Origin of the sequence: Mycobacterium sp. MFM001 (assembly GCF_003402475.1) — a bacterium.
GTDB lineage: Bacteria > Actinomycetota > Actinomycetes > Mycobacteriales > Mycobacteriaceae > Mycobacterium.
The window spans coordinates 231,278-250,799 of sequence record NZ_BFAB01000004.1; the positions used below are offsets into that span (position 1 = coordinate 231,278).

General features: G+C 69.5%; 19 protein-coding genes and 1 pseudogene. 17 read left to right on the forward strand and 3 right to left on the reverse strand.

The window, feature by feature from the left end; genetic code table 11:
• The first annotated feature begins 15 nt into the window (after positions 1 to 15).
• Complete coding sequence (locus tag MFM001_RS09265; protein WP_116374958.1) at positions 16 to 1,668, forward strand: DEAD/DEAH box helicase; 1,653 nt, start codon at positions 16 to 18, stop codon at positions 1,666 to 1,668.
• On the opposite strand, the gene MFM001_RS09270 is transcribed toward MFM001_RS09265, so the two are convergent.
• Both MFM001_RS09270 and MFM001_RS09275 read right to left on the reverse strand, forming a co-directional pair.
• A complete protein-coding gene (locus MFM001_RS09270; protein ID WP_371685496.1) occupies positions 1,665 to 3,026 on the reverse strand; it encodes a PH domain-containing protein in 1,362 nt (453 codons plus the stop codon). The two genes, MFM001_RS09265 and MFM001_RS09270, sit on opposite strands and share 4 nt — an antisense overlap.
• A 76-nt stretch (positions 3,027 to 3,102) precedes the next feature.
• Positions 3,103 to 3,579 (reverse strand): PH domain-containing protein, encoded by a 477-nt coding sequence (locus tag MFM001_RS09275; protein ID WP_116375090.1) that lies wholly within the window; start codon positions 3,577 to 3,579, stop codon positions 3,103 to 3,105.
• A 55-nt stretch (positions 3,580 to 3,634) separates the two neighbouring features.
• Here MFM001_RS09275 and MFM001_RS09280 point away from each other — a divergent pair, with 55 nt between their 5' ends.
• From MFM001_RS09280 to MFM001_RS24810, 7 genes and pseudogenes are all read left to right on the forward strand, one after another.
• On the forward strand, positions 3,635 to 4,558 hold the full coding sequence (locus MFM001_RS09280; protein ID WP_116374960.1) for an SDR family NAD(P)-dependent oxidoreductase: 924 nt from the start codon (positions 3,635 to 3,637) through the stop codon (positions 4,556 to 4,558).
• Positions 4,558 to 5,763 (forward strand): gephyrin-like molybdotransferase Glp, encoded by a 1,206-nt coding sequence (gene glp / locus MFM001_RS09285; RefSeq protein WP_116374961.1) that lies wholly within the window; start codon positions 4,558 to 4,560, stop codon positions 5,761 to 5,763. The genes MFM001_RS09280 and glp overlap by 1 nt, the downstream gene beginning before the upstream one ends.
• Positions 5,764 to 5,851: 88 nt before the next feature.
• Positions 5,852 to 6,553 carry a phosphatidylserine decarboxylase gene (locus MFM001_RS09290; protein WP_116374962.1) on the forward strand — a complete coding sequence of 234 codons (702 nt, stop codon included), beginning with the start codon at positions 5,852 to 5,854 and terminating at the stop codon, positions 6,551 to 6,553.
• Positions 6,550 to 7,398 carry a phosphatidylcholine/phosphatidylserine synthase gene (locus tag MFM001_RS09295; protein ID WP_116374963.1) on the forward strand — a complete coding sequence of 283 codons (849 nt, stop codon included), beginning with the start codon at positions 6,550 to 6,552 and terminating at the stop codon, positions 7,396 to 7,398. Before MFM001_RS09290 ends, MFM001_RS09295 begins: the two co-directional genes overlap by 4 nt.
• Positions 7,399 to 9,525, forward strand: coding sequence for an AAA family ATPase (locus MFM001_RS09300; RefSeq protein WP_116374964.1), 2,127 nt, complete (start codon positions 7,399 to 7,401; stop codon positions 9,523 to 9,525). It abuts the gene before it with no gap.
• A 1-nt stretch (position 9,526) separates the two neighbouring features.
• Complete coding sequence (locus tag MFM001_RS25175; RefSeq protein WP_371685500.1) at positions 9,527 to 9,676, forward strand: DUF6597 domain-containing transcriptional factor; 150 nt, start codon at positions 9,527 to 9,529, stop codon at positions 9,674 to 9,676.
• Positions 9,673 to 9,762, forward strand: a pseudogene (locus MFM001_RS24810) (ester cyclase); the annotation flags it as partial. The gene MFM001_RS25175 and the pseudogene MFM001_RS24810, both read left to right, overlap by 4 nt.
• Positions 9,763 to 9,779: 17 nt before the next feature.
• On the opposite strand, the gene MFM001_RS09310 reads toward MFM001_RS24810, so the two are convergent.
• Positions 9,780 to 10,409 (reverse strand): TetR/AcrR family transcriptional regulator, encoded by a 630-nt coding sequence (locus MFM001_RS09310; protein ID WP_116374966.1) that lies wholly within the window; start codon positions 10,407 to 10,409, stop codon positions 9,780 to 9,782.
• A 21-nt stretch (positions 10,410 to 10,430) separates the two neighbouring features.
• Between MFM001_RS09310 and MFM001_RS09315 the strand changes: the two genes are divergently transcribed.
• The 9 genes from MFM001_RS09315 (at position 10,431) to MFM001_RS09355 (ending at position 19,431) form a co-directional block, all read left to right on the forward strand.
• On the forward strand, positions 10,431 to 11,195 hold the full coding sequence (locus tag MFM001_RS09315) for a DUF2867 domain-containing protein (RefSeq protein WP_116374967.1): 765 nt from the start codon (positions 10,431 to 10,433) through the stop codon (positions 11,193 to 11,195).
• Positions 11,196 to 11,283: 88 nt separating this feature from the next.
• Positions 11,284 to 14,121, forward strand: a complete 2,838-nt coding sequence (locus MFM001_RS09320; protein ID WP_116374968.1) for a Na+/H+ antiporter subunit A — start codon at positions 11,284 to 11,286, stop codon at positions 14,119 to 14,121.
• The gene (locus MFM001_RS09325) at positions 14,118 to 14,579 is read left to right on the forward strand and encodes a Na(+)/H(+) antiporter subunit C (protein WP_116374969.1); all 462 of its coding nucleotides are present in this window, start codon (positions 14,118 to 14,120) and stop codon (positions 14,577 to 14,579) included. The genes MFM001_RS09320 and MFM001_RS09325 overlap by 4 nt, the downstream gene beginning before the upstream one ends.
• Positions 14,576 to 16,159, forward strand: a complete 1,584-nt coding sequence (locus MFM001_RS09330) for a Na+/H+ antiporter subunit D (RefSeq protein ID WP_116374970.1) — start codon at positions 14,576 to 14,578, stop codon at positions 16,157 to 16,159. The genes MFM001_RS09325 and MFM001_RS09330 overlap by 4 nt, the downstream gene beginning before the upstream one ends.
• Entirely contained in the window at positions 16,156 to 16,683 is a 528-nt protein-coding gene (locus MFM001_RS09335) for a Na+/H+ antiporter subunit E (RefSeq protein WP_116374971.1), read from the forward strand. Before MFM001_RS09330 ends, MFM001_RS09335 begins: the two co-directional genes overlap by 4 nt.
• Positions 16,680 to 16,943: a monovalent cation/H+ antiporter complex subunit F gene (locus tag MFM001_RS09340; protein ID WP_116374972.1), complete on the forward strand. Its 264-nt coding sequence runs from the start codon at positions 16,680 to 16,682 to the stop codon at positions 16,941 to 16,943. The genes MFM001_RS09335 and MFM001_RS09340 overlap by 4 nt, the downstream gene beginning before the upstream one ends.
• The gene (locus tag MFM001_RS09345; RefSeq protein WP_116374973.1) at positions 16,940 to 17,278 is read left to right on the forward strand and encodes a monovalent cation/H(+) antiporter subunit G; all 339 of its coding nucleotides are present in this window, start codon (positions 16,940 to 16,942) and stop codon (positions 17,276 to 17,278) included. Before MFM001_RS09340 ends, MFM001_RS09345 begins: the two co-directional genes overlap by 4 nt.
• A complete protein-coding gene (locus MFM001_RS09350; RefSeq protein ID WP_116374974.1) occupies positions 17,262 to 18,149 on the forward strand; it encodes an SAM-dependent methyltransferase in 888 nt (295 codons plus the stop codon). The genes MFM001_RS09345 and MFM001_RS09350 overlap by 17 nt, the downstream gene beginning before the upstream one ends.
• Positions 18,150 to 18,201: 52 nt before the next feature.
• Positions 18,202 to 19,431 (forward strand): MFS transporter, encoded by a 1,230-nt coding sequence (locus MFM001_RS09355; RefSeq protein WP_116374975.1) that lies wholly within the window; start codon positions 18,202 to 18,204, stop codon positions 19,429 to 19,431.
• Positions 19,432 to 19,522 lie beyond the last annotated feature (91 nt).

Consider the following 19,522-nt stretch of genomic DNA (forward strand, 5'->3'; position numbering starts at 1 on the left):
GATAGGAGGCCTCGGGTGCGGGCAATTGATGCGCCCGACACCCGAGCATTGCGGGGCTGGCAGCGGCGAGCCTTGGTGCGGTACCTGACCGCCAAGCCGCGTGATTTCCTGCTGGTCGCAACCCCGGGTGCGGGTAAGACGGCGTTTGCTCTGCGCATCGCCGCGGAGCTGTTGGCCGATCGCAGCGTCGAGGCGATCACCGTGGTGGTGCCCACCGAACACCTGAAAAACCAGTGGGCCGCGGCGGCCGCCGCCGACGGCATTGCGCTCGACCCGAAGTTCCGCAACACCGCCGCGCACACGTCGGCCGAGTACGACGGGATCGTCGTCACCTACGCGCAGGTGGCCAGCCACCCGACGCGGCATCGGGTGCGCACCGAGGGCAGGCGCACGCTGGTCATCTTCGACGAGATCCACCACGGCGGCGACGCCAGGAGTTGGGGCGAGGCGATCCTGGAGGCCTTCGGCGACGCCACCCGCCGGCTGGCCCTGACCGGCACGCCGTTCCGCAGCGACGACGCCGCGATCCCGTTCGTACGCTACGAGCCCGGCGGCGACGGGCTGCTGCGCTCGCAGGCCGACCACACCTACGGCTACACCGAGGCGCTCGCCGACGGGGTGGTGCGCCCGGTGGTGTTCTTGGCGTACTCCGGTGAGGCGCGTTGGCGTGACAGCGCGGGCGAGGAATACGCGGCGCGGCTCGGCGAACCGCTGAGCGCCGAGCACACCGCCCGCGCGTGGCGCACCGCGCTGGATCCGGCCGGGCAGTGGATGCCGGCGGTGATCTCGGCGGCCGACACCCGGCTGCGGCAACTGCGCGACGGCGGCATGCCCGACGCCGGCGGCATGGTGATTGCGTCGGATCAGAAGGCCGCCCGGGCCTACGCCGTTCTGCTGGAACGGATCACCGGCGAGACGCCGACCGTCGTGCTGTCCGACGACCCCGGATCGTCGGAGCGCATCGCGCAGTTCTCCGCGGGCATCAGCCGCTGGCTGGTCGCGGTGCGGATGGTGTCGGAGGGTGTCGACGTGCCGCGGCTGGCGGTCGGCGTCTATGCAACCAGCGCCTCGACGCCGTTGTTCTTCGCGCAGGCCATCGGGCGGTTCGTCCGGTCCCGACGGCCCGGGGAGACGGCCAGCGTGTTCCTGCCGTCGGTGCCGTCGCTGCTGCTGCTGGCCAGCGAGCTGGAGGCACAGCGCAACCATGTGCTGGGCAAACCGCATCGGGAAACCGACGAACTGGCCGCCGCGCAGCGCCGCCAAAGCGAACCGTCCGAACTCGACAACGGCTTCATGTCCCTAGGGGCCGACGCCGAGCTCGATCAGGTCATCTACGACGGCGCGTCGTTCGGCACCGGCGGCGACGAGGCCGACTATCTCGGCATTCCCGGCCTGTTGGATGCCGAGCAGATGCGAGAACTGTTGCGGCGCAGGCAAGCCGAGCAGCTCGCGGCGCGCGCGGTCAACGCCGAACCGGTCACCCGGCATGGCCAGCTGCGCGATCTGCGCCGCGAGCTCAACGCGTTGGTGTCGGCGGCGCATCACCGAACGGGCAAGCCGCACGGCTGGATTCACAACGAGCTGCGCCGCATTTGCGGCGGGCCGCCGGTGGCCGCGGCGACCAGCGACCAGTTGCAGGCCCGCATCGCGGCGGTGCGGGAGCTCTAGCGCATCGCCCAGACGCTGTCGGCCACCCACGGCGACGCCGTTGCCGCCACCGCCCACGCCTGCTGCTCGGGCACGTCGATCAGCGGATAGCGTTTGGCGCCGGCGGCGGTGGCGGCCACCAGCGTGACGACGCCGGCCCGCCGCTGCATCGGCGTCTGCCGCACGGTCCAGCCGATAATCCCCGCGGTGGCAAGGCAATCACGGCGCCGCTCCAGACAACCGGCCCGCGCGACCAGCCAATCGGCGTCCACCCGGTGGCCGAGGGCCCGCGCTCGGTCGGCGGCCATCAGCGCGCAGCACGCCAGCGCTACAGCCCACACCGCCCACAGCCACGCCGGCACGCCGACCACCGCCAGCACCATGCCCGGCGCAACTGGCACGCCCAGCGCGCGGGTCCACCGTCGCTGCGCCGCCCGCCGGCCATGCCCACGCAGCGGCCCGTTCACCACGTCGGACGAGCCGACCAGGCCGGTCAGCACCTCCTCGGCCGTCGCGGCCGGACAGGGCGGCAACAACATCGACGACTCGCCGGCGCCGTGCACACCGGTCATCACCGCGTCCAGCCGGGCACCGCGAAGCGCCCGCACCAGCAGCGGTTGACGCAACGTGCCGCCGCGCAGCCGGCTCATGTCGTAGGTGTGCTCGCGAAGCCTCGACAAACCGTGCCGCAGCTCGAGGAACCCTTCCCGGCGCAGCAGCACCAGGTTGCCGTAGGTGAGCAGCGACCGCATCACCGCCAGCAGCACGGACGCCACCAGCACAACCGCTGTAATCGCCGGAATGCCAAGCTGCGCAACGGTATTCGATCCAAACCGGCCCAGCGGCGCAGCGAATCCGCTCTGATACACGACGCCCACCGCCGCGGCGATCATCACCAACCCGGACAGGCTCAGCGGCGCATACCTCAGCCAGGACGGCTGCCAGCGCGCCAACACCGTGCCCACCTGCGCCGGCTGCTCGGATTCGGCCAGCAGGATCGCTCGCAGCCGTGGAACCTGCGCAACCTCGACGGCGTCAAGCTCGAAAGCGTTGTCGCCGGCCGCTTCTCGTCCGGTGCTCACCCGCAGCACGGCCAGCCCCAGCACGCGATGCAACAGCCGGGCATCGGTCTGCACCGAGCGAATCCTGTTGCGCGGCACCGACAATACCTTGCGTTGCAGCACGCCTACCCGCAACTGCACCTCGTCGGGCTCGATGCGGTACGTGGTGGTGAACCAGCGCGCCGCCCCGAGCAGCGCCGTCACCGCCAGCGCCGCCACCGTCCACCACTGATTGCCGGTCGTCGAACCCAGCACGATCGCGCCGATCAGCAGCGGCAGCTGACGAAGCAGCTCATGTACCGGATGTACCAACAACATTCGCGGACTCAACCGCTGCCACGCCATATGGGGCCGCTCCTCCTCATCGCTTCGCTCTGCATCGTCGCCGGCGCGCTCATGTGGCGTCCTCGGCACCCAGAGCCGCGATATCCGTCAACTGGGCGACGACCTGATCCGCGACCGCCGAATCCAGCGCCACGATGCGCACGGCTCCCGCCGACGACGCCGTCGTCACCGTGACATTGGCCAGCCCGAACAACCGGTCCAGCGGGCCGCGGTAGCTGTCGACGGTCTGCACCCGCGAAATCGGCGCGATGCGACGTTCCTGCACCAGCCATCCGGTGCGGGTGTACACCGCCTGCGGGCTGATCTCCCAGCGGTGCACCCGATACCGCCACCACAGCACGACGCCGACGGCCACCGCCGCGCCAAGGACGGTGGCGGCCGCGCACAGCCCGTGCAACCACACCAACCGCTGATCTACTGAGAACCAAATCAGCTGCCCGACCGCGAGCATCAGCCACGGGATCGCTCCGCCCACCGCCCACATCAGCGGTGCCTTTCGACTGGGCGGATGGGCTGGGTCGTCCATGGCGTCGAGAATGCCACCCGACGGCTTCGGGCATCCGTCGGTATCGTTTTCGGCCATGGGTGCAGGAGGCAAATGGTCAGAAGCTGATGTGCCAGACCAGAGCGGCCGGATTGCGATCGTCACCGGCGCCAACACCGGTATCGGCTACCACACGGCAGCGGTGCTGGCCCAGTGCGGGGCGCACGTCGTGCTGGCAGTGCGCAACCTGGAGAAGGGCAACGCCGCGCTGGCCCGCATCGTCGCCGCCCGGCCGCAGGCCGACGTCACGCTGCAAGAACTCGACTTGAGCTCGCTGGACTCGGTGCGCGCCGCCGCCGACGCGCTGCGCGCGAACTACCCGCGTATCGACCTGCTGATCAACAACGCCGGCGTGATGTGGACACCCAAGCAGCTCACCGCGGACGGCTTCGAATTGCAGTTCGGCACCAATCATCTCGGGCATTTCGCGCTGACCGGGTTGCTGCTCGACCACCTGCTGGGCGTCCGCGGCTCGCGGGTGGTGACGGTCAGCAGCACGGGCCACCGGATCCGTGCGGCCATCCATTTCGACGACCTGCAGTGGGAACACGGCTACGACCGGATCGCCGCATACGGTCAGTCGAAGCTGGCCAACTTGCTGTTCACCTACGAACTGCAGCGGCGGCTGGCCGCGCAGCAGAAGAACACCATCGCCGTCGCCGCCCACCCGGGTTTTTCCAACACCGAGCTCGCCCGCAACATCCCCGCCATCTTCAAGCCCGCCGTCGCAGTGGTGGGGCCGATCCTGTCCCAGAGTGCGGCGATGGGAGCGCTGCCGACCCTGCGCGCCGCCACCGACCCCGACGTCGAGGGTGGGCAGTATTACGGCCCGGACGGCCTCGGCGAGCAGCGCGGCTACCCGAAGCTCGTCCAGTCCAGCGGCCAGTCCCACGACGAGGAGCTGCAGCGCCGACTCTGGGCGGTGTCCGAAGAACTCACCGGCGTCACGTTCCCGCTCTGATGCGCTCGGTCGAGGAACATCAGCGAGTCGTCGCCGATCTGATCGCGGCCCGGCCGGCTACCACGGCCGCGCTCGCCGACGCCGAAGGTCTGGTGCTCGCTCAGGATGTGACCGCGACGGTGTCGCTGCCGGTGTTCGACAACTCCGCGATGGACGGGTATGCCGTGCGCGCCGAAGAGGTGGCGACGGCGTCTGCTGAGCAGCCCGTGAAATTGCCTGTGGCCGAAGATATTCCGGCTGGACGCACCGATATTCCCACGCTGGAGCCCGGGACTGTGCACCGGATCATGACCGGCGCGCCGATGCCGGCCGGGGCGACGGCCGTCGTGCCGGTCGAGAACACCGACGGCCGCACCGACGTCGTGGCGATCAACGCCCCCACCGCGGAGGGACGTCACATTCGTCGCGCCGGCGAGGACGTCGCCGCGGGCACGACGGTATTACGAGCCGGGCAGTTGGCCACCCCGGCGGTGGTCGGGCTGGCCGCCGCACTCGGACTGCCCGAGCTGCCGGTGATCCCGCGGCAGCGAGTGCTGGTGATTTCCACCGGAACCGAGTTGGTGTCGCCGGGCACTCCGCTGCAGCCGGGCCAGATCTACGAGTCGAACTCGATCATGCTGGCCGCCGCCGTTCGCGATGCCGGCGGCGAGGTGGTGGCCAGCCCGGCGGTGGAGGACGACGTCGCGCAGTTCGCCGCCGTGCTGGACCGCTACGCCGCCGAGGCGGATCTGATCATCACCAGCGGCGGGGTCAGCGCGGGCGCCTACGAGGTGGTCAAGGACGCGTTCGGTCGCGAGGGCGATCAGGGCGTGGAGTTCGTGAAAGTCGCGATGCAGCCGGGCATGCCGCAGGGCACCGGGCGGGTCGCGGGCACGCCGATCGTCACGCTGCCCGGAAATCCGGTCAGCGCGCTGGTGTCCTTCGAGGTGTTCATCCGGCCCGCGCTGCGCACGGCGATGGGACTGCCCGCGGTGCATCGGCCGCGACGAACCGCCGTGCTCACCGAGACGTTGACCTCACCGCGCGGCCGGCGGCAGTTCCGCCGTGGGGTGTTCGACGCCGAGGCCGGCACGGTGATGAGCTACGGCCCGCCGGCGTCGCATCACCTGCGGTGGCTGGCGTCGGCGAACTGCCTGCTCGACATCCCCGAGGACGTCACCGAGATCGCGGCCGGATCGCAGTTGGAACTGTGGGACCTGCGCTAGCTTCCGGTCGAGTGGGGGCTTGACCCACGCCACTTGCGATTTCGCGTGCCACAATCCCACGCTCGGCGCGGCTCCGTAGGATGACCGCGTGGCACGACGCCCCTCCGACGGCCTCAGCGGCCCCCAGCGCCTGGTGGCGCTGGTGCGTTCGACCGTTCCCCCCGTACACCGCGCAGGGCTGCCGTTCATCTCCGCGGGACTGGCGGTCGCCTTGGCGGGCCGACGGTATCGCTGGGCGCGGCGGGCCGGTCTGCTGACCGCCGGCGCCTGCGCCGGCTTCTTCCGCCACCCGCCGCGAGTGCCGCCGACCCGGCCCGGCGTCGTCGTCGCACCAGCCGACGGCCTGGTCTGCCTCGTCGAGTCCGCCGTTCCGCCCGCCGAACTCGGCCTTCCCGACACCCCGCTGCCGCGGATCAGCATCTTCCTGTCGCTGTTCGACGCGCACGTGCAGCGGGCCCCGATCAGCGGCGAGGTGCTCGACGTGCAACACCGGCCGGGCCGCTTCGGATCGGCCGAGCTGGCGGCGGCCAGCGAACACAACGAACGCACCAGCATGCGGATCCGCACCGACGCCGGCGCCGAGATCGTCGTCGTGCAGATCGCCGGGCTGCTGGCGCGGCGAATCGTCTGCGACGCCCGCGCCGGCGACAAACTCTCGATCGGCGACACCTACGGGCTGATCCGGTTCGGGTCACGGCTGGACACCTACCTGCCCGCCGGGGCGGAGCTGCTGGTCAGCGTCGGGCAGCGGGCGGTGGCCGGCGAAACGGTGCTGGCCCAGCTGACATGACCACCAAACCCCGCCGATCGGTCAACCTGCGCATCCTGCCGAGCTCGATGAGCGTGCTGGCCATCTGCGCCGGCCTGTCTTCGATCCGGTTCGCTTTGGAGGCACAGCCGCACGCCGCGATGGCGCTGATCGCCGCCGCCGCCATCCTCGACGGGCTCGACGGCCGGGTGGCCCGCATCCTGGACGCCGAGTCGCGGATGGGCGAGGAGATCGACTCGCTGGCCGATGCGGTGAACTTCGGGGTGGCGCCCGCGGTGGTGGTCTACGTGTCACTGCTGGCGTCGCTGCCGGCCGGCTGGGTGGCGGTGCTGCTGTACGCGGTGTGCATCGTGTTGCGGCTGGCCAGGTTCAACGCCCTGCTCGACGACGCCACCCTGCCGGCCTACACACGTGAGTTCTTCGTCGGGATGCCCGCACCGGCGGGCGCGATCGCGGTGCTCGGGCCGCTGGCCGCCAAGCTGCAGTTCGGCGTCGGCTGGTGGAGCTCGCCGTGGTTCGTGTGCGCCTGGGTGGCGATCTGCTCGATGCTGGTGGTCAGCCGGATCCCGATGAAGAAGATGCATGCGGTGTCGGTGCCGCCGAACTTCGCGGCGTTACTGCTGGCGGTGTTGGCGATCGTCGCGGCGGCCGCGTTCCTGTTCCCGTACATCCTGGTGATGGTGGCCATTGCCGTGTATCTGTGCCACATTCCGTTTTCGGTGCGCAGCCATCGCTGGCTCGCCGAGCATCCCGAAGTATGGGGCGAACGGCCCAAAGAGCGGCGAGCCGTGCGCCGGGCCATCCGACGGGCGCAGCCGAACCGCCGGTCGATGGCGCGGCTGGGTCTGCGCAAGCCGGGGGGCTGAATGGCCCAGCTGACGTTGACCGCACGGCTGAACACCTCGGCGGTCGACTCGCGTCGCGGGGTCGTCCGGCTGCACCCGGAAGCGATTGCGGCCCTGGGCATTCGGGAGTGGGACGCGGTGTCGCTGACCGGGTCGCGGACCACCGCGGCGGTGGCCGGCACAGCACCGGGTACACCGGCCGGCACGATACTGCTCGACGACGTGACGCTGTCGAATGCCGGTCTGCGCGAAGGCAACCCGGTGATCGTGGAGGCGGCGACGGTCTGCGGCGCGCGGTCGGTGACGCTGAGCGGATCGACGATCGCGACACAGTCGATTACGCCGGCCACGCTGCGGCAGGCCTTGCTGGGCAAGGTGTTGACGGTCGGCGACGCGGTGTCGCTGCTGCCCCGCGATCTCGGACCGGGGACGTCGACGACGGAAACCACCCGGGCGCTGGCGGCGGCCGTCGGAATCAGCTGGACCTCAGAGCTATTGACGGTCACCGGGGTGGACCCCGCCGGCCCGGTGAGCGTGCAACCGAATTCGCTGGTGACCTGGGGAGCCGGTGGGCCTGCCGCGGTCGAGCCGACCGAGCCCCCGCCGGTGCACGACCTCAAAGGCGTCGATGCCCAGGCCCGCAAGCTCGCCGAATGGCTCAAGCTGTCGCTGGACGAGCCGGGCCTGCTGCAAAAACTCGGCGCCACAGCCAATCTCGGTGTTCTGGTGTCCGGGCCGGCGGGTGTCGGCAAGGTGACGCTGGTGCGGTCGGTGTGCGCCGGGCGGCGGCTGGTGGAGCTGGACGGACCCGGGGTGGGCGCGTTGGCCGCCGACGAACGGTTGAAAGCCGTTGCCGCGGCGGTGGCCTCGGTACGTCAGGGCGGCGGGGTGCTGCTGATCGCCGACGTCGACGCGCTGCTGCCGGCCACCGCCGAGCCGGTGGCATCCCTGATCCTCACCGAACTGCGCACAGCGGTAGCGACTTCCGGGGTGGCGTTCATCGCCACCTCGGCGGTGCCGGAGAACCTGGATGCGCGGCTGCGTGCGCCCGACCTGTGCGACCGCGAGCTGGGCCTGAGCCTGCCCGACGCCGCCACCCGCACCGCACTGCTGGGCTCGCTGCTGCAGCGGGCCCCTACTGCAGACCTTGACCTCGTCGAGATCGGGGGCCGCACACCAGGTTTCGTCGTCGCGGACCTGGCCGCGCTGGTACGTGAGGCCGCGTTGCGTGCCGCCGCGCGGGCCAGCGCTGACGGCGGGACTCCGACACTGACCCAGGACGACCTGCTCGGCGCACTGACCGTCATCCGGCCGCTGTCCCGCTCGACCGGGGACCAGCCGATGGTCGGAGACGTCACCCTCGACGACGTCGGCGACATGGCGGCCACCAAACAGGCGCTCACCGAAGCGGTGCTGTGGCCGCTGCAGCATCCCGACACGTTCTCCCGACTCGGCGTCGACCCGCCCCGCGGCGTGCTGCTCTACGGGCCGCCTGGCTGCGGCAAGACGTTTCTGGTGCGCGCGCTGGCCAGCACCGGCCGGCTGAGCGTGCACGCGGTCAAAGGCCCTGAGCTGCTGGACAAATGGGTGGGCAGTAGCGAGCGCGCTATCCGTGAATTGTTCCGGCGGGCAAGGGATTCAGCGCCGTCGCTGGTGTTTCTCGACGAGGTCGACGCGCTGGCGCCGCGACGCGGGCAGAGCTTCGACTCCGGTGTGAGCGACAAGGTCGTCGCGACGCTGTTGACCGAGCTCGACGGCATCGACCCGCTGCGCGACGTCGTCGTCGTGGGCGCCACCAACCGGCCCGACCTGATCGATCCCGCGCTGCTGCGGCCCGGCAGGCTGGAGAAGCTGGTGTTCGTCGAACCGCCCGACGCCGCTGCCCGCCACGAAATATTAAGCACCGCAGGTAAATCCATTCCGCTGCACACGGACGTCGACCTGGCCGCGCTGGCGGACGACCTCGACGGCTACAGCGCCGCCGACTGCGCGGCGCTGCTACGGGAAGCCGCACTGGCCGCGATGCGGCGGTCCATCGACGCGGCCGACATCACCGCCGACGACATCGCTGCGGCCCGCGAAACCGTGAGCCCATCACTGGATCCCGGGCAGGTGGCCGCACTGCGCGCTTACGCGGAGGGTCGTTGACGTGTATCAAGAGTTTCGTCCCGACCGACGGCTTCGGCCGTTTGTGGAATGTGGCTGGGTACGGTCGGCGGCTGCTACGACGCGGGTGCTGCCGGACGGTTGTGTGGATCTGTTCGTGTGGGCAGCACAGTGGTGGTCGTCGCCACCATGACGGGGCGGCACACCGGAACGTTCAACGGCATCGAACCCACCGGCAGGCCGATCGACCACAAGCAGGTCCACATCTTCACTGTCGCGGAAGGCCGAATCACCCGTCACCGCGCCGTGCGCGACGACCTCGGCTTGCTACTCCAATTGGGCGCAAAGCTCGTCAGCAACGCGCGCACGGCCGCGACAACGTCGTCCTCCAGCCAGGCGGGCACCGGGTCGTCGTGAGCATGACGGCGAACCACCGCGTACGGCAGGTCAGCGACCGCCCGTGCGACGGCGTCGACGCACCGCGTATCGCTGCTGCCGTATAGCTCGTCGGCCAAGGTACGCACCCGCTCCTGCAGCGGTGCGTTCATGGCGGCCAGGGTCTGCTCGAATCCCGCATCGGGTTCGCCGTCGAGCAGGTCCTCCGGCCGGATGGTCAACAGCAGCCGCGCGTCCTCGGGAATCTCACGCATGAAACCAATAGCCGCGACCGCCATCGCGACAGCCGATTCGAGGGCGGTCTCGGCCTCGGCGGCCATCGCCCGTGCCTGGAAACGCTCGAGCGCGCGCAGCCACGCGGCGGTCAGGACGCCGTTGCGATTACCGAACCGGTGATACAGCGTCCCGGCTGGCGCACCGCTCGCCTTCGCGATCGCCGCCACGCTGGCCGCCCGCGGACCCTCGGTGAGCACCAGCGCGCGCGTCGCGTCGAGGATCACATCGGTTTCATGCTTCCGCGGAGGCGCCATGATCTAGTACAGTCCTTCTATATGGAACGATTACCCTATATCGATGAGCATGCCAGATTGATCGATGCATCCGCCGCAGACACGTGGTCCGCGCTGCTGCGGGTGATGTGCCGCGATCCGAACGATCCCTCGACCGTCCCGGTGGGCTTCGTCCTCGACGAGGCGGCGGCGCCGGTGCGGCTGGCGTCGAAGGGCCGCCACCCGTTCGCGGTCTACCGGTGGGTGTTCGAGCTCGACAAGGTGGCACCACAGCGCACTCGCGTGCGCTCGCAGACGTGGGCAGCCTTCCCCGGTCTGCACGGCAAGATCTACCGTGCGCTGGTCATCGGCAGCGGCGGACATCGCGTGGTGGTGCGCTGGACGCTCAAACGCATTGCGGCAGAGGCTGATACCGAAGCCGACTACACGGACACGTTCGAAGCGCCGATCCTTGTCGGCGATCCGCGTGCAGCGCTGAGCACTGTAGTGCGGTGGATTCACCGCCACGTATTGAGATTCGACGGCTGGACGGTGGTCCGTTCGGATCCCGACGAGATCGTGCTCGCGGCCGACGGACCGCTCATGCGGGCGAGTTTGACGCTGTGGCGCCACGACGGGCGCGCATCACTTACGACCCGTCTGCACTACCGCCGCAAGTTCACCGCCCGAATGGTGTGGGCCGCGGTCGGCCCGGTCCATCGAGTCGTCGCGCCGCGGATGTTGGCCTCCGCGAGTGTGGGATACCCCATAAGCGTTCGAAACCCATTGAGCGACAACAGCTCCCACGCGCCCACGGTACGTCCGTAGATTCCGTCGCAGCGTGCAGCGCCCAACCAACCGGTAGACTGCCTGGCGAAATAGCCCTATCAGGCTGACACCCCGACACCGGAGTGCCATGCTCGCCATCCTGTTTGCCCACGCGGTCGCTGCTGCCCTGGCGCCGCTGCTGGTGCGCAAATGGGACCGGCTGGCGTTCTACCCGCTGGCCCTGGTGCCGCTCGGGTCGCTGGGCTGGGTGGTGGCCAACTGGCCAAGCCACGCCGACCGCAAGCAGAGCATCACCTGGGTGCCCGAGCTGTCGATGAACATCGCGCTGCGCTTCGACCCGCTGGCCGCAATCATGAGCGTGCTGGTCTTGGGCATCGGCGCGCTGGTGCTGTTCTATTGCGCCGACTACTTCCACCACCGCGACGGGCACACCGAAAACCGGCTGCCCAGCTTCGCCGCCGAACTGGTCGCGTTCTCCGGAACCATGTTCGGCCTGGTGATCGCCGACAACATGCTGGTGCTCTACGTGTTCTGGGAACTGACGACCGTGTTGTCGTTCCTGTTGATCGGCCACTACGCCGAGCGGCTGGTCAGCCGGCGCGCCGCCACCCAGGCGTTGCTGGTGACCACCGCCGGCGGGCTGGCGATGCTGGCCGGGATCATCATCCTGGGCCACGCCGCCGGCAGCTACCAACTCTCCGACGTGGTGGCCGCTCCCCCGTCGGGCACCGCGGTGGCCGTCGCAGTGCTGCTGATGCTGGTCGGCGGGCTGAGCAAATCGGCGATCGTGCCGCTGCACTTCTGGTTGCCGGGCGCCATGGGCGCGCCGACGCCGGTCAGCGCCTACCTCCACGCCGCCGCGATGGTCAAGGCCGGCGTCTACCTGATCGCGCGGATGGCGCCGGGATTCGCGGACTCGCCGGGCTGGCGGCCCATCGTCGTGATCCTGGGCGTGACGACCATGCTGCTGGCCGGCTGGCGTGCGGTCCGCGAATACGACCTCAAGCTGATCCTGGCGTTCGGCACGGTCAGCCAGCTCGGGCTGATCACCGTGCTGGTCGGCAGCGGCGGCCGCGAGCTGATGCTGGCCGGACTGGCGGTGCTGGTTGCGCACGCCATGTTCAAGGCCGCGTTGTTCATGGTCGTCGGCATCGTCGACCACGCCACCGGAACCCGCGACGTGCGCCGGCTGGCCTGGCTGGGACAGCGCTGCCCGTCGCTGCTGGTGATCGCCGCCGCGGCGACGGCCAGCATGGCCGCGCTGCCGCCGTTTCTGGGTTTCGTCGCCAAGGAAACCGCGTTTGCGACACTTGCGCACACGTCGTACGTGCTGGGCGTGATCGCCGCCGGCTCGGTGTTCACGATGATCTACAGCGTCCGATTCCTGTGGGGTGCATTCGCCCGCAAAGGCCGTCGCGAACCGAGCGCGCCGGTCGCCGGCATGCACCCGCCCACCGCGACGTTCCTGACCGCGCCCGCGATCCTGGCCGCGGCCGGTCTCGCCCTGGGCCTCGACCCGGCACCGCTGGGCCGGCTGCTGGACGGCTACGCAGGCAGCACGAAAAACCTGGCGCTGTGGCACGGCGTCGGCCTGCCGCTCGTGCTCTCGGCGCTGGTCACGTTGCTGGGTGCCGCGGCGTTCTTCGCCCGGGCCCGGCTGCGTCGCGCCCGGCTGGGCTGGATGCCCCTGGGCAACGCCGACCGCGTCTACGACGCCGTGGTCCGGGGCCTCGACGTGATATCGGTGCGGTTGACCGGCGAAACGCAGCGCGGCTCGATCCCGGCGACCCAGTCGGTGATCCTGTCCACCCTGGTGCTGGTGCCTACGGCGGCGCTGCTGCTCGGTGCTCGTGATCGGCCGCGATTCGCGCTGTGGGATTCACCGCTGCAGCCGACGCTGGCCGCCCTGCTGGTGGCAGCCGCGTTCGGCGCGACGGCGACGCGGAACCGGCTGGCCGCCGTGCTGATGGTCGGGGTCACCGGCTACGCCTGCGGCGCCATCTTCGCCTTCCACGGCGCGCCCGATCTGGCGCTCACCCAGTTCCTGGTGGAGACCGTGACACTGGTGATCTTCGTGCTGGTGCTGCGCACGCTGCCGGCCGAAGTCGATCCGGCCGACATCAGACGCCACCGCCTGCCCCGCGCCATGCTGGCGGTGGCGGTCGGCGCGGCCGTCACGGTGCTGGCGATGTTCGCGGTCGCCGCCCGCCACGGCACCGCGATCGCGAGCCTGCTGCCCGACGCGGCCTACCTGCGCGGCCACGGCGGCAACACGGTCAACGTGCTGCTGGTCGACATCCGGGCGTGGGACACCCTCGGCGAGATCTCGGTGCTGCTGGTCGCGGCGACGGGGGTTGCGTCGCTGGTGTTTCGGCACCGGCGGTTCGGCTCGGCGCCGCGGATGCCGCGGCCCGGACAACCGGATATCGGCAACATTCCCGTCACGCCCTACAGCCCGGCGATCGGCGACACCACCTGGTTGCGCGGCAGCGAATACCGTGACCCCCGCTACCGCTCGCTGGTCATGGAGGTGACCACCCGGATCATCTTCCCGCTGATCATGGTGGTGTCGGTGTACTTCTTCTTCACCGGCCACAACACTCCCGGCGGAGGTTTCGCCGGCGGGCTGACCGCCGGACTGGCGCTGGTGCTGCGCTATTTGGCCGGCGGCCCTTACGAACTCGGCGAGACGCTGCCGCTGGACGCAGGCAAGATCCTGGGCGTCGGGCTGGGCCTGGCCGCGGGCACCGCGGCGGCGTCGCTGCTGCTCGGGGCACCCGCGCTGTCGTCCGCCGTGCTGGCCGTCGACCTGCCGGTGCTGGGCCACGTCACATTCGTCACCGCGTTGTTCTTCGATCTCGGCGTCTACCTGATCGTGGTCGGCTTGGTGCTCGACGTGCTGCGCAGCCTCGGCGTGCGAGTCGGCGAGGACCAGATTGCGCGTCGCGAGGTGGCGCTCACGTGACCGTCCACCTGATACCGCTGCTCGCGATCGGCGCGCTGGTCAGCTGCGGTGTCTATCTGCTGCTGGAACGCACGCTGACCCGAATGCTGTTGGGGCTGTTGCTGATTGGTAATGCGATCAACCTGCTGATCATCGCCGTCAGCGGCCCGCCGGGCAACCCGCCGGTGCACGGCCGTGGCACGGCCGGCAAACCGACGGCCGACCCCCTGGCGCAGGCCATGGTGCTGACCGCGATCGTGATCACGATGGGCGTGGCGGCGTTCGTGCTGGCGCTGGCCTACCGCTCGTACCGGCTGACCGCCGCCGAAGCCGTCGGCAAAGACCCGGAGGACAGCCGCGTCGCGCAGCTCTCGCCGGAGGAGGCCGCCGACGTCGACGCCGACCCGGAGGAGCCGTACCCCGACACCGACGAACCCGACGAACTCGACGCGCTGCCCGGCCATCGGGGGTCGCGATGAGCATTGCCGCAACGTTGATCCCGCTGCCCGTACTGGTGCCGATGCTCGGCGCCGCGGCCTGCCTGGTCGCCGGCCGGCGCCCGCGCCTGCAGCGCCTGATCACGTGGGCGGCGCTGGCGACGATCGTGCTGATCGGCATCGCGCTACTGTTGCTGACCGATCGCAACGGAACCGTGGCCCTGCACGTCGGCGGTTGGGGCCCAACGCCTTTGGGGCCGCTGGGCATCACTCTGGTTGTCGACCGGCTCTCCGCGCTGATGCTGGTGGTGTCTTCGGTCGTGTTGCTGACCGTGGTGATGTACGCGATCGGTCAGGGTATCCGCGACGGCGACGACCGCCAGCCGGTATCGATCTTCCTGCCCACTTATCTGGTGCTGGCCGCCGGCGTGTGCATGGCGTTTCTGGCGGGCGACCTGTTCAACCTGTTCGTCGGGTTCGAGGTGCTGCTGTCGGCCAGTTTCGTGCTGTTGACCATCGGCGGCAGCCCTGCCCGGGTGCGTGCCGGCATCGGCTACGTGATGGTGTCGCTGCTGTCGTCGCTGATCTTTTTGTTCGGCATCGCGTTGATCTACGCGGCGACGGGCACCTTGAACATGGCCGAGCTGGCGCTGCGCATCGGCAGCATCAGCCCCGGTATCCGCAGCGCAATGTTCGCGGTGCTGCTGGTGGCCTTCGGCATCAAGGCCGCGGTGTTCCCGTTGTCGGCGTGGCTGCCCGACTCCTACCCCACCGCACCCGCACCGGTCACCGCGGTGTTCGCCGGCATCCTGACCAAAGTCGGGATCTACGCGATCATCCGGACGCATTCGCTGCTGTTCCCCGACGCCGGGCTGAATCACCTGCTGCTGGTGGCCGCGCTGCTGACCATGCTGATCGGCATCCTCGGCGCCATCGCGCAAAGCGACATCAAGCGGCTGCTGTCCTTCACCTTGGTCAGCCACATCGGCTACATGGTGTTCGGGGTGGCGCTGTCCAGTCAGGCCGGCATGTCGGGGGCCATCTATTACGTGGCGCATCACATCGTCGTGCAGACCACGCTGTTCTTGGCGACGGGCCTGATCGAACGCCAGGGAGGGGCGTCTTCTCTGCAGCGGCTCGGCGGACTGGCGGCAAACCCGTTGCTGGCGTTCGTGTTTCTGCTGCCGGCGTTGAATCTTGGTGGGATTCCGCCGTTTTCGGGGTTCATCGGCAAGGTGGCATTGCTGCGGGCGGGTACCGCCGACGGGTCGGTGCTGGCCTGGCTGCTGGTGGCCGGCGGAGTGGTGACGAGCCTGCTGACGCTGTATGTGGTGGCGCGAGTGTGGTCCAAGGCGTTTTGGCGGCCGCGCGTCGACGCGCCCGACGGCGCCCTGGTGGCGGCCCGGACGGCGGCGCTGCTGGAGGAAGCCGAGGACGTTGCTTTCGACGACCGCGACGACGTCGGCCACATGCCGATCGGAATGGTCGCGCCGACACTGGCGCTGATCGCCGTCGGGCTTTCGTTGACGGTGCTGGCAGGACCCATCTTCGCCTACAGCGACCGGGCCGCCGCCGAGGTGCTCGACCGCGGCAACTACATCTCGGCGGTGCTGCCGCGATGAGGGCTGTCCTGTTACGAATCAGCATCCTGCTCGCGCTGACCGGGGTGTGGGTGTTGTTGTGGGGCAACTACTCTGCGGCCAACGCGGTCAGCGGGCTGGCGGTCGCGCTGACGATCACGCTGCTGCTGCCGATGCCGCCGGTTCCGGTCCAGGGCCGCGTGCATCCGCTGTCGGTGCTACGGCTGGTCGTGCGGGTCGCGTGGTATCTCGTGGTGTCCAGCGTTCAGGTCTCCTGGCTGGCGATCAAACCCGGCCCGCCGCCGCCGTCCGGGGTGCTGCGGGCGCAAGTGTCGATCAAGTCCGACCTCGTGCTGGTGTTCGCCGTGAACATCTTGACGATGATCCCGGGGTCGATCGTGCTGGAGATCGACCAGTTGCGCCGGGTGATCTATTGCCACGTGATCGACGTCGGCTCGGCCCGGGCCGTCGACCGGTTCTACCGCCAGGTCGCCCATGTGGAGCGGCTGGTGGTGGCCGCCTATGAGCGCGACGAGGATTGGCAGCCTGTCGAGGAGGCCGCATGACCGTCTGGTTGATCGCCGGGATTCTGCTGGGCGCCGCGGCGGCCATCACGATGTTCCGCCTGCTGGCCGGGCCGAGCACGCTGGATCGGCTGGTGGCGGTGGACACGCTGATCGCGGTGGCGATGTGCGCGATCGGCACCTGGGCCGCAGCCAGTTTGGACAGCACGGTGACCTACAGCCTGGCGGCGCTGGCGCTGATCAGCTTTGTCGGCTCGGTCAGCGTGGCCCGCTTCCGAGTTCCCGACCGGGACCGCCGATGAGCCCCCTCGACGTCGTCTCCGGCGTGCTGGTGCTGGCCGGCGCCGTGCTGGCGTTGACCGCCGCGATCGGCGTGGTCCGCTTCGGCGACACGCTCTCGCGCATGCATTCGGCAACCAAGCCGCAGGTGCTAGGCCTGCTGCTGGTGCTGGCCGGCGCCGCGATCCGGCTGCGCGGCAACCCCGACGTCGGAATGCTGGTGCTGACTGGGACGTTCACAGTGATCACCGCCCCGGTGGTCGCACACCGGGTCGGGCAATTGGCGTACCGGGAACAAAACATTCGAGGATCCCTGACGGTCGACGAGATGGATAGTGGCGATGACGAGAACGGATGACGACAGCTGGGACATCACCGAGAGTGTGGGCGCGACGGCGCTCGGTGTGGCGCTGGCACGGGCCCGCGAAACCGACTGCGACTGCCCGCTGTTCACCGACCGCTACGCGCAATACTTCGTCGACGCCGCCATCGAAAGGGGCTGGCGGCCACCGTCTTCCGGCCCCATGGCAGAGCGGCTGCGGGTCATCGGCGGCTACGCGGCGGCACGCACCAAATGGTTCGACGAGCAGTTCATCGCCGCCGGTGCTAACGGCATCGAGCAGGCGGTCATCCTGGCCGCCGGTCTGGACGCGCGGGCCTGGCGGCTGCCGTGGGTGCACGGCACCGTCGTCTACGAGATCGACCAGCCCAAGGTGCTGGAGTTCAAGGCCGAAACCCTGGCCGCGCACGGCGCCCGGCCGGCGGCCGGCTACCGCGCCGTCCCGGTTGACTTGCGCCAGGACTGGCTGAAAGCATTGCGGGACACTGGTTTTGACACTTCGGCCCCGACCGTGTGGTCGGCCGAAGGGCTGCTGTCCTACTTGCCCGCGACCGGCCAGGACCTGCTGTTCGACCGGATCGCGGAGCTCAGCGCGCCGGGCAGCCGAGTGGCGGTCGAGGCGTTCAGCCCGCGATTCTTCGACCCCGAGTACTTAGAAGCGCGTGCCGAGCAGTGGCGTCGCATGCGAGAGAGCGGCGAGAAGACTCCCGAAGATCTGTGGTACGTCGAAGAACGCACCGACCTCGAACAGTGGCTGACCCAACGCGGCTGGGAGGTCAACGCGATCGAGGCGCTGGATCTGATGCGGCGCTACGGTCGATCACCCGCCGCCGCCGACGAAGAGACCATCCCCCGCAGCGTCTTCATCGAAGGCCGGCTACCGAGTTAGACACGCCGAAAAATCGGATGCATGGCCGGCGGCCGCCGGGTACGTTCGGCTGATGCTCACCGTGGCACAACGGCTTACGGGAGCACGGCGGTTGTTCATCGTGTCGACGACGGTCGCGATGGTCAACCACGGCCTGTGGGTCCCGTTGGTCTTCCTGTTCTTCACGATCGGCCGCGGGCTACCGCTCACCGGGGCCGGGGTGGCCGCGACGGTCGGCAACACCGGCGCGCTGTTCGTCGGCGCCGTCGTGTCCGGGCGAGTTCTGGACCGGCTGGGCCCGTTTCGGACGATGACTGTGTCGGGTATGCTGGCCGCCGGTGCGTTCCTGGGCTTCCTGACCACCACCACCCTCGCGGCGGCCGCACTGTTCTGCTTTGCCGCCTCGATGGCCGCCAACATGTTCTTCACCAGCGATCCCGAGGCGGTTCGCCGCCTGACGGCAGAGGGGCACGACCGAACCCAGATGTTCGCGGCACTGACATCAGTGCGAGTACTGGGCTTCGGCATCGGTGCGCTGGGTGCGACGTTGGGTCTGGTCCTCGACAACGGTTCCGGATGGTTCTGGTCGGTCCTTGTCGCGCTGATCGCCTTCGGTGAATTGATCACCGCGATCCTGTACTGGCAGTTGCGCTGGGTCGACGACGTTGGCGGTCCCGACGAGCCGGGTGAATGGCAGCCGCCGCGGTACCGCGACGTCGTCCGGCAAGGCGGCTTCATGGCGTTCGTTGCGGGCGTATTCGTCGTTGCGCTGACCACGATCGGGATGGACACCGCGCTGCCGCTGTTCATGCTGTCGGTGGGGCTGCCGAAGTGGTCGACGACGGTGGCGTACGTGGTCATCTGTGTGGCGGTTGCGGCGTCGGCGCGGCTGGTGTCGTGGATCGGCCGGCGGGTGGCACACTTGCGGGTCCTGTCGTGGTCTACCGCGCTGTGCGCGGTCAGTTTCCTGGTGGTGGACAGTCTGGTCGCGGTCCAAAATGCCGGGGCCGCGGCGTTGTTCGCGGTGCTGGCCGTCGGGCTGATCCTGTTCAGCATGTCCGACGCGGCCTGCAATACGCTCGGTGCGAACATCATGCTGACGTTTGCACCGGAGGAGTCGTCGGGGCGGCACGGCTCGCTGTTGCAGACGGCGTGGGCGGCGGCCACGGCCGTCGCACCGGGCATGTACGCCGCGTTGTTCAGCGCCGGCCGGATCCTGCCGTGGCTCGTCAGCTCGGCGTTGTTGGCCGTCGCCGCAACGGTATTCGGCGCGGTACACCGCGGCGCCGAGCGCGCGACTTAGTACAAGTGCGTTCGCCGAGCGTGGGGGAAATGCACACATTCCGACCACTTTTCGTCCATATCCCCCACGTTCGCGAGCCGAAGGGCACCGA

Coding starts and splice junctions, on each gene's coding strand:
- MFM001_RS09270 (WP_371685496.1), bottom strand. CDS start 3,026: ATGTTGTTGGTACATCCGGTACATGAGCTGCTTCGTCAGCTGCCGCTG.
- MFM001_RS09275 (WP_116375090.1), bottom strand. CDS start 3,579: ATGGACGACCCAGCCCATCCGCCCAGTCGAAAGGCACCGCTGATGTGG.
- MFM001_RS09280 (WP_116374960.1), top strand. CDS start 3,635: ATGGGTGCAGGAGGCAAATGGTCAGAAGCTGATGTGCCAGACCAGAGC.
- glp (WP_116374961.1), top strand. CDS start 4,558: ATGCGCTCGGTCGAGGAACATCAGCGAGTCGTCGCCGATCTGATCGCG.
- MFM001_RS09295 (WP_116374963.1), top strand. CDS start 6,550: ATGACCACCAAACCCCGCCGATCGGTCAACCTGCGCATCCTGCCGAGC.
- MFM001_RS09300 (WP_116374964.1), top strand. CDS start 7,399: ATGGCCCAGCTGACGTTGACCGCACGGCTGAACACCTCGGCGGTCGAC.
- MFM001_RS09310 (WP_116374966.1), bottom strand. CDS start 10,409: ATGGCGCCTCCGCGGAAGCATGAAACCGATGTGATCCTCGACGCGACG.
- MFM001_RS09315 (WP_116374967.1), top strand. CDS start 10,431: ATGGAACGATTACCCTATATCGATGAGCATGCCAGATTGATCGATGCA.
- MFM001_RS09320 (WP_116374968.1), top strand. CDS start 11,284: ATGCTCGCCATCCTGTTTGCCCACGCGGTCGCTGCTGCCCTGGCGCCG.
- MFM001_RS09330 (WP_116374970.1), top strand. CDS start 14,576: ATGAGCATTGCCGCAACGTTGATCCCGCTGCCCGTACTGGTGCCGATG.
- MFM001_RS09335 (WP_116374971.1), top strand. CDS start 16,156: ATGAGGGCTGTCCTGTTACGAATCAGCATCCTGCTCGCGCTGACCGGG.
- MFM001_RS09340 (WP_116374972.1), top strand. CDS start 16,680: ATGACCGTCTGGTTGATCGCCGGGATTCTGCTGGGCGCCGCGGCGGCC.
- MFM001_RS09345 (WP_116374973.1), top strand. CDS start 16,940: ATGAGCCCCCTCGACGTCGTCTCCGGCGTGCTGGTGCTGGCCGGCGCC.
- MFM001_RS09350 (WP_116374974.1), top strand. CDS start 17,262: ATGACGAGAACGGATGACGACAGCTGGGACATCACCGAGAGTGTGGGC.
- MFM001_RS09355 (WP_116374975.1), top strand. CDS start 18,202: ATGCTCACCGTGGCACAACGGCTTACGGGAGCACGGCGGTTGTTCATC.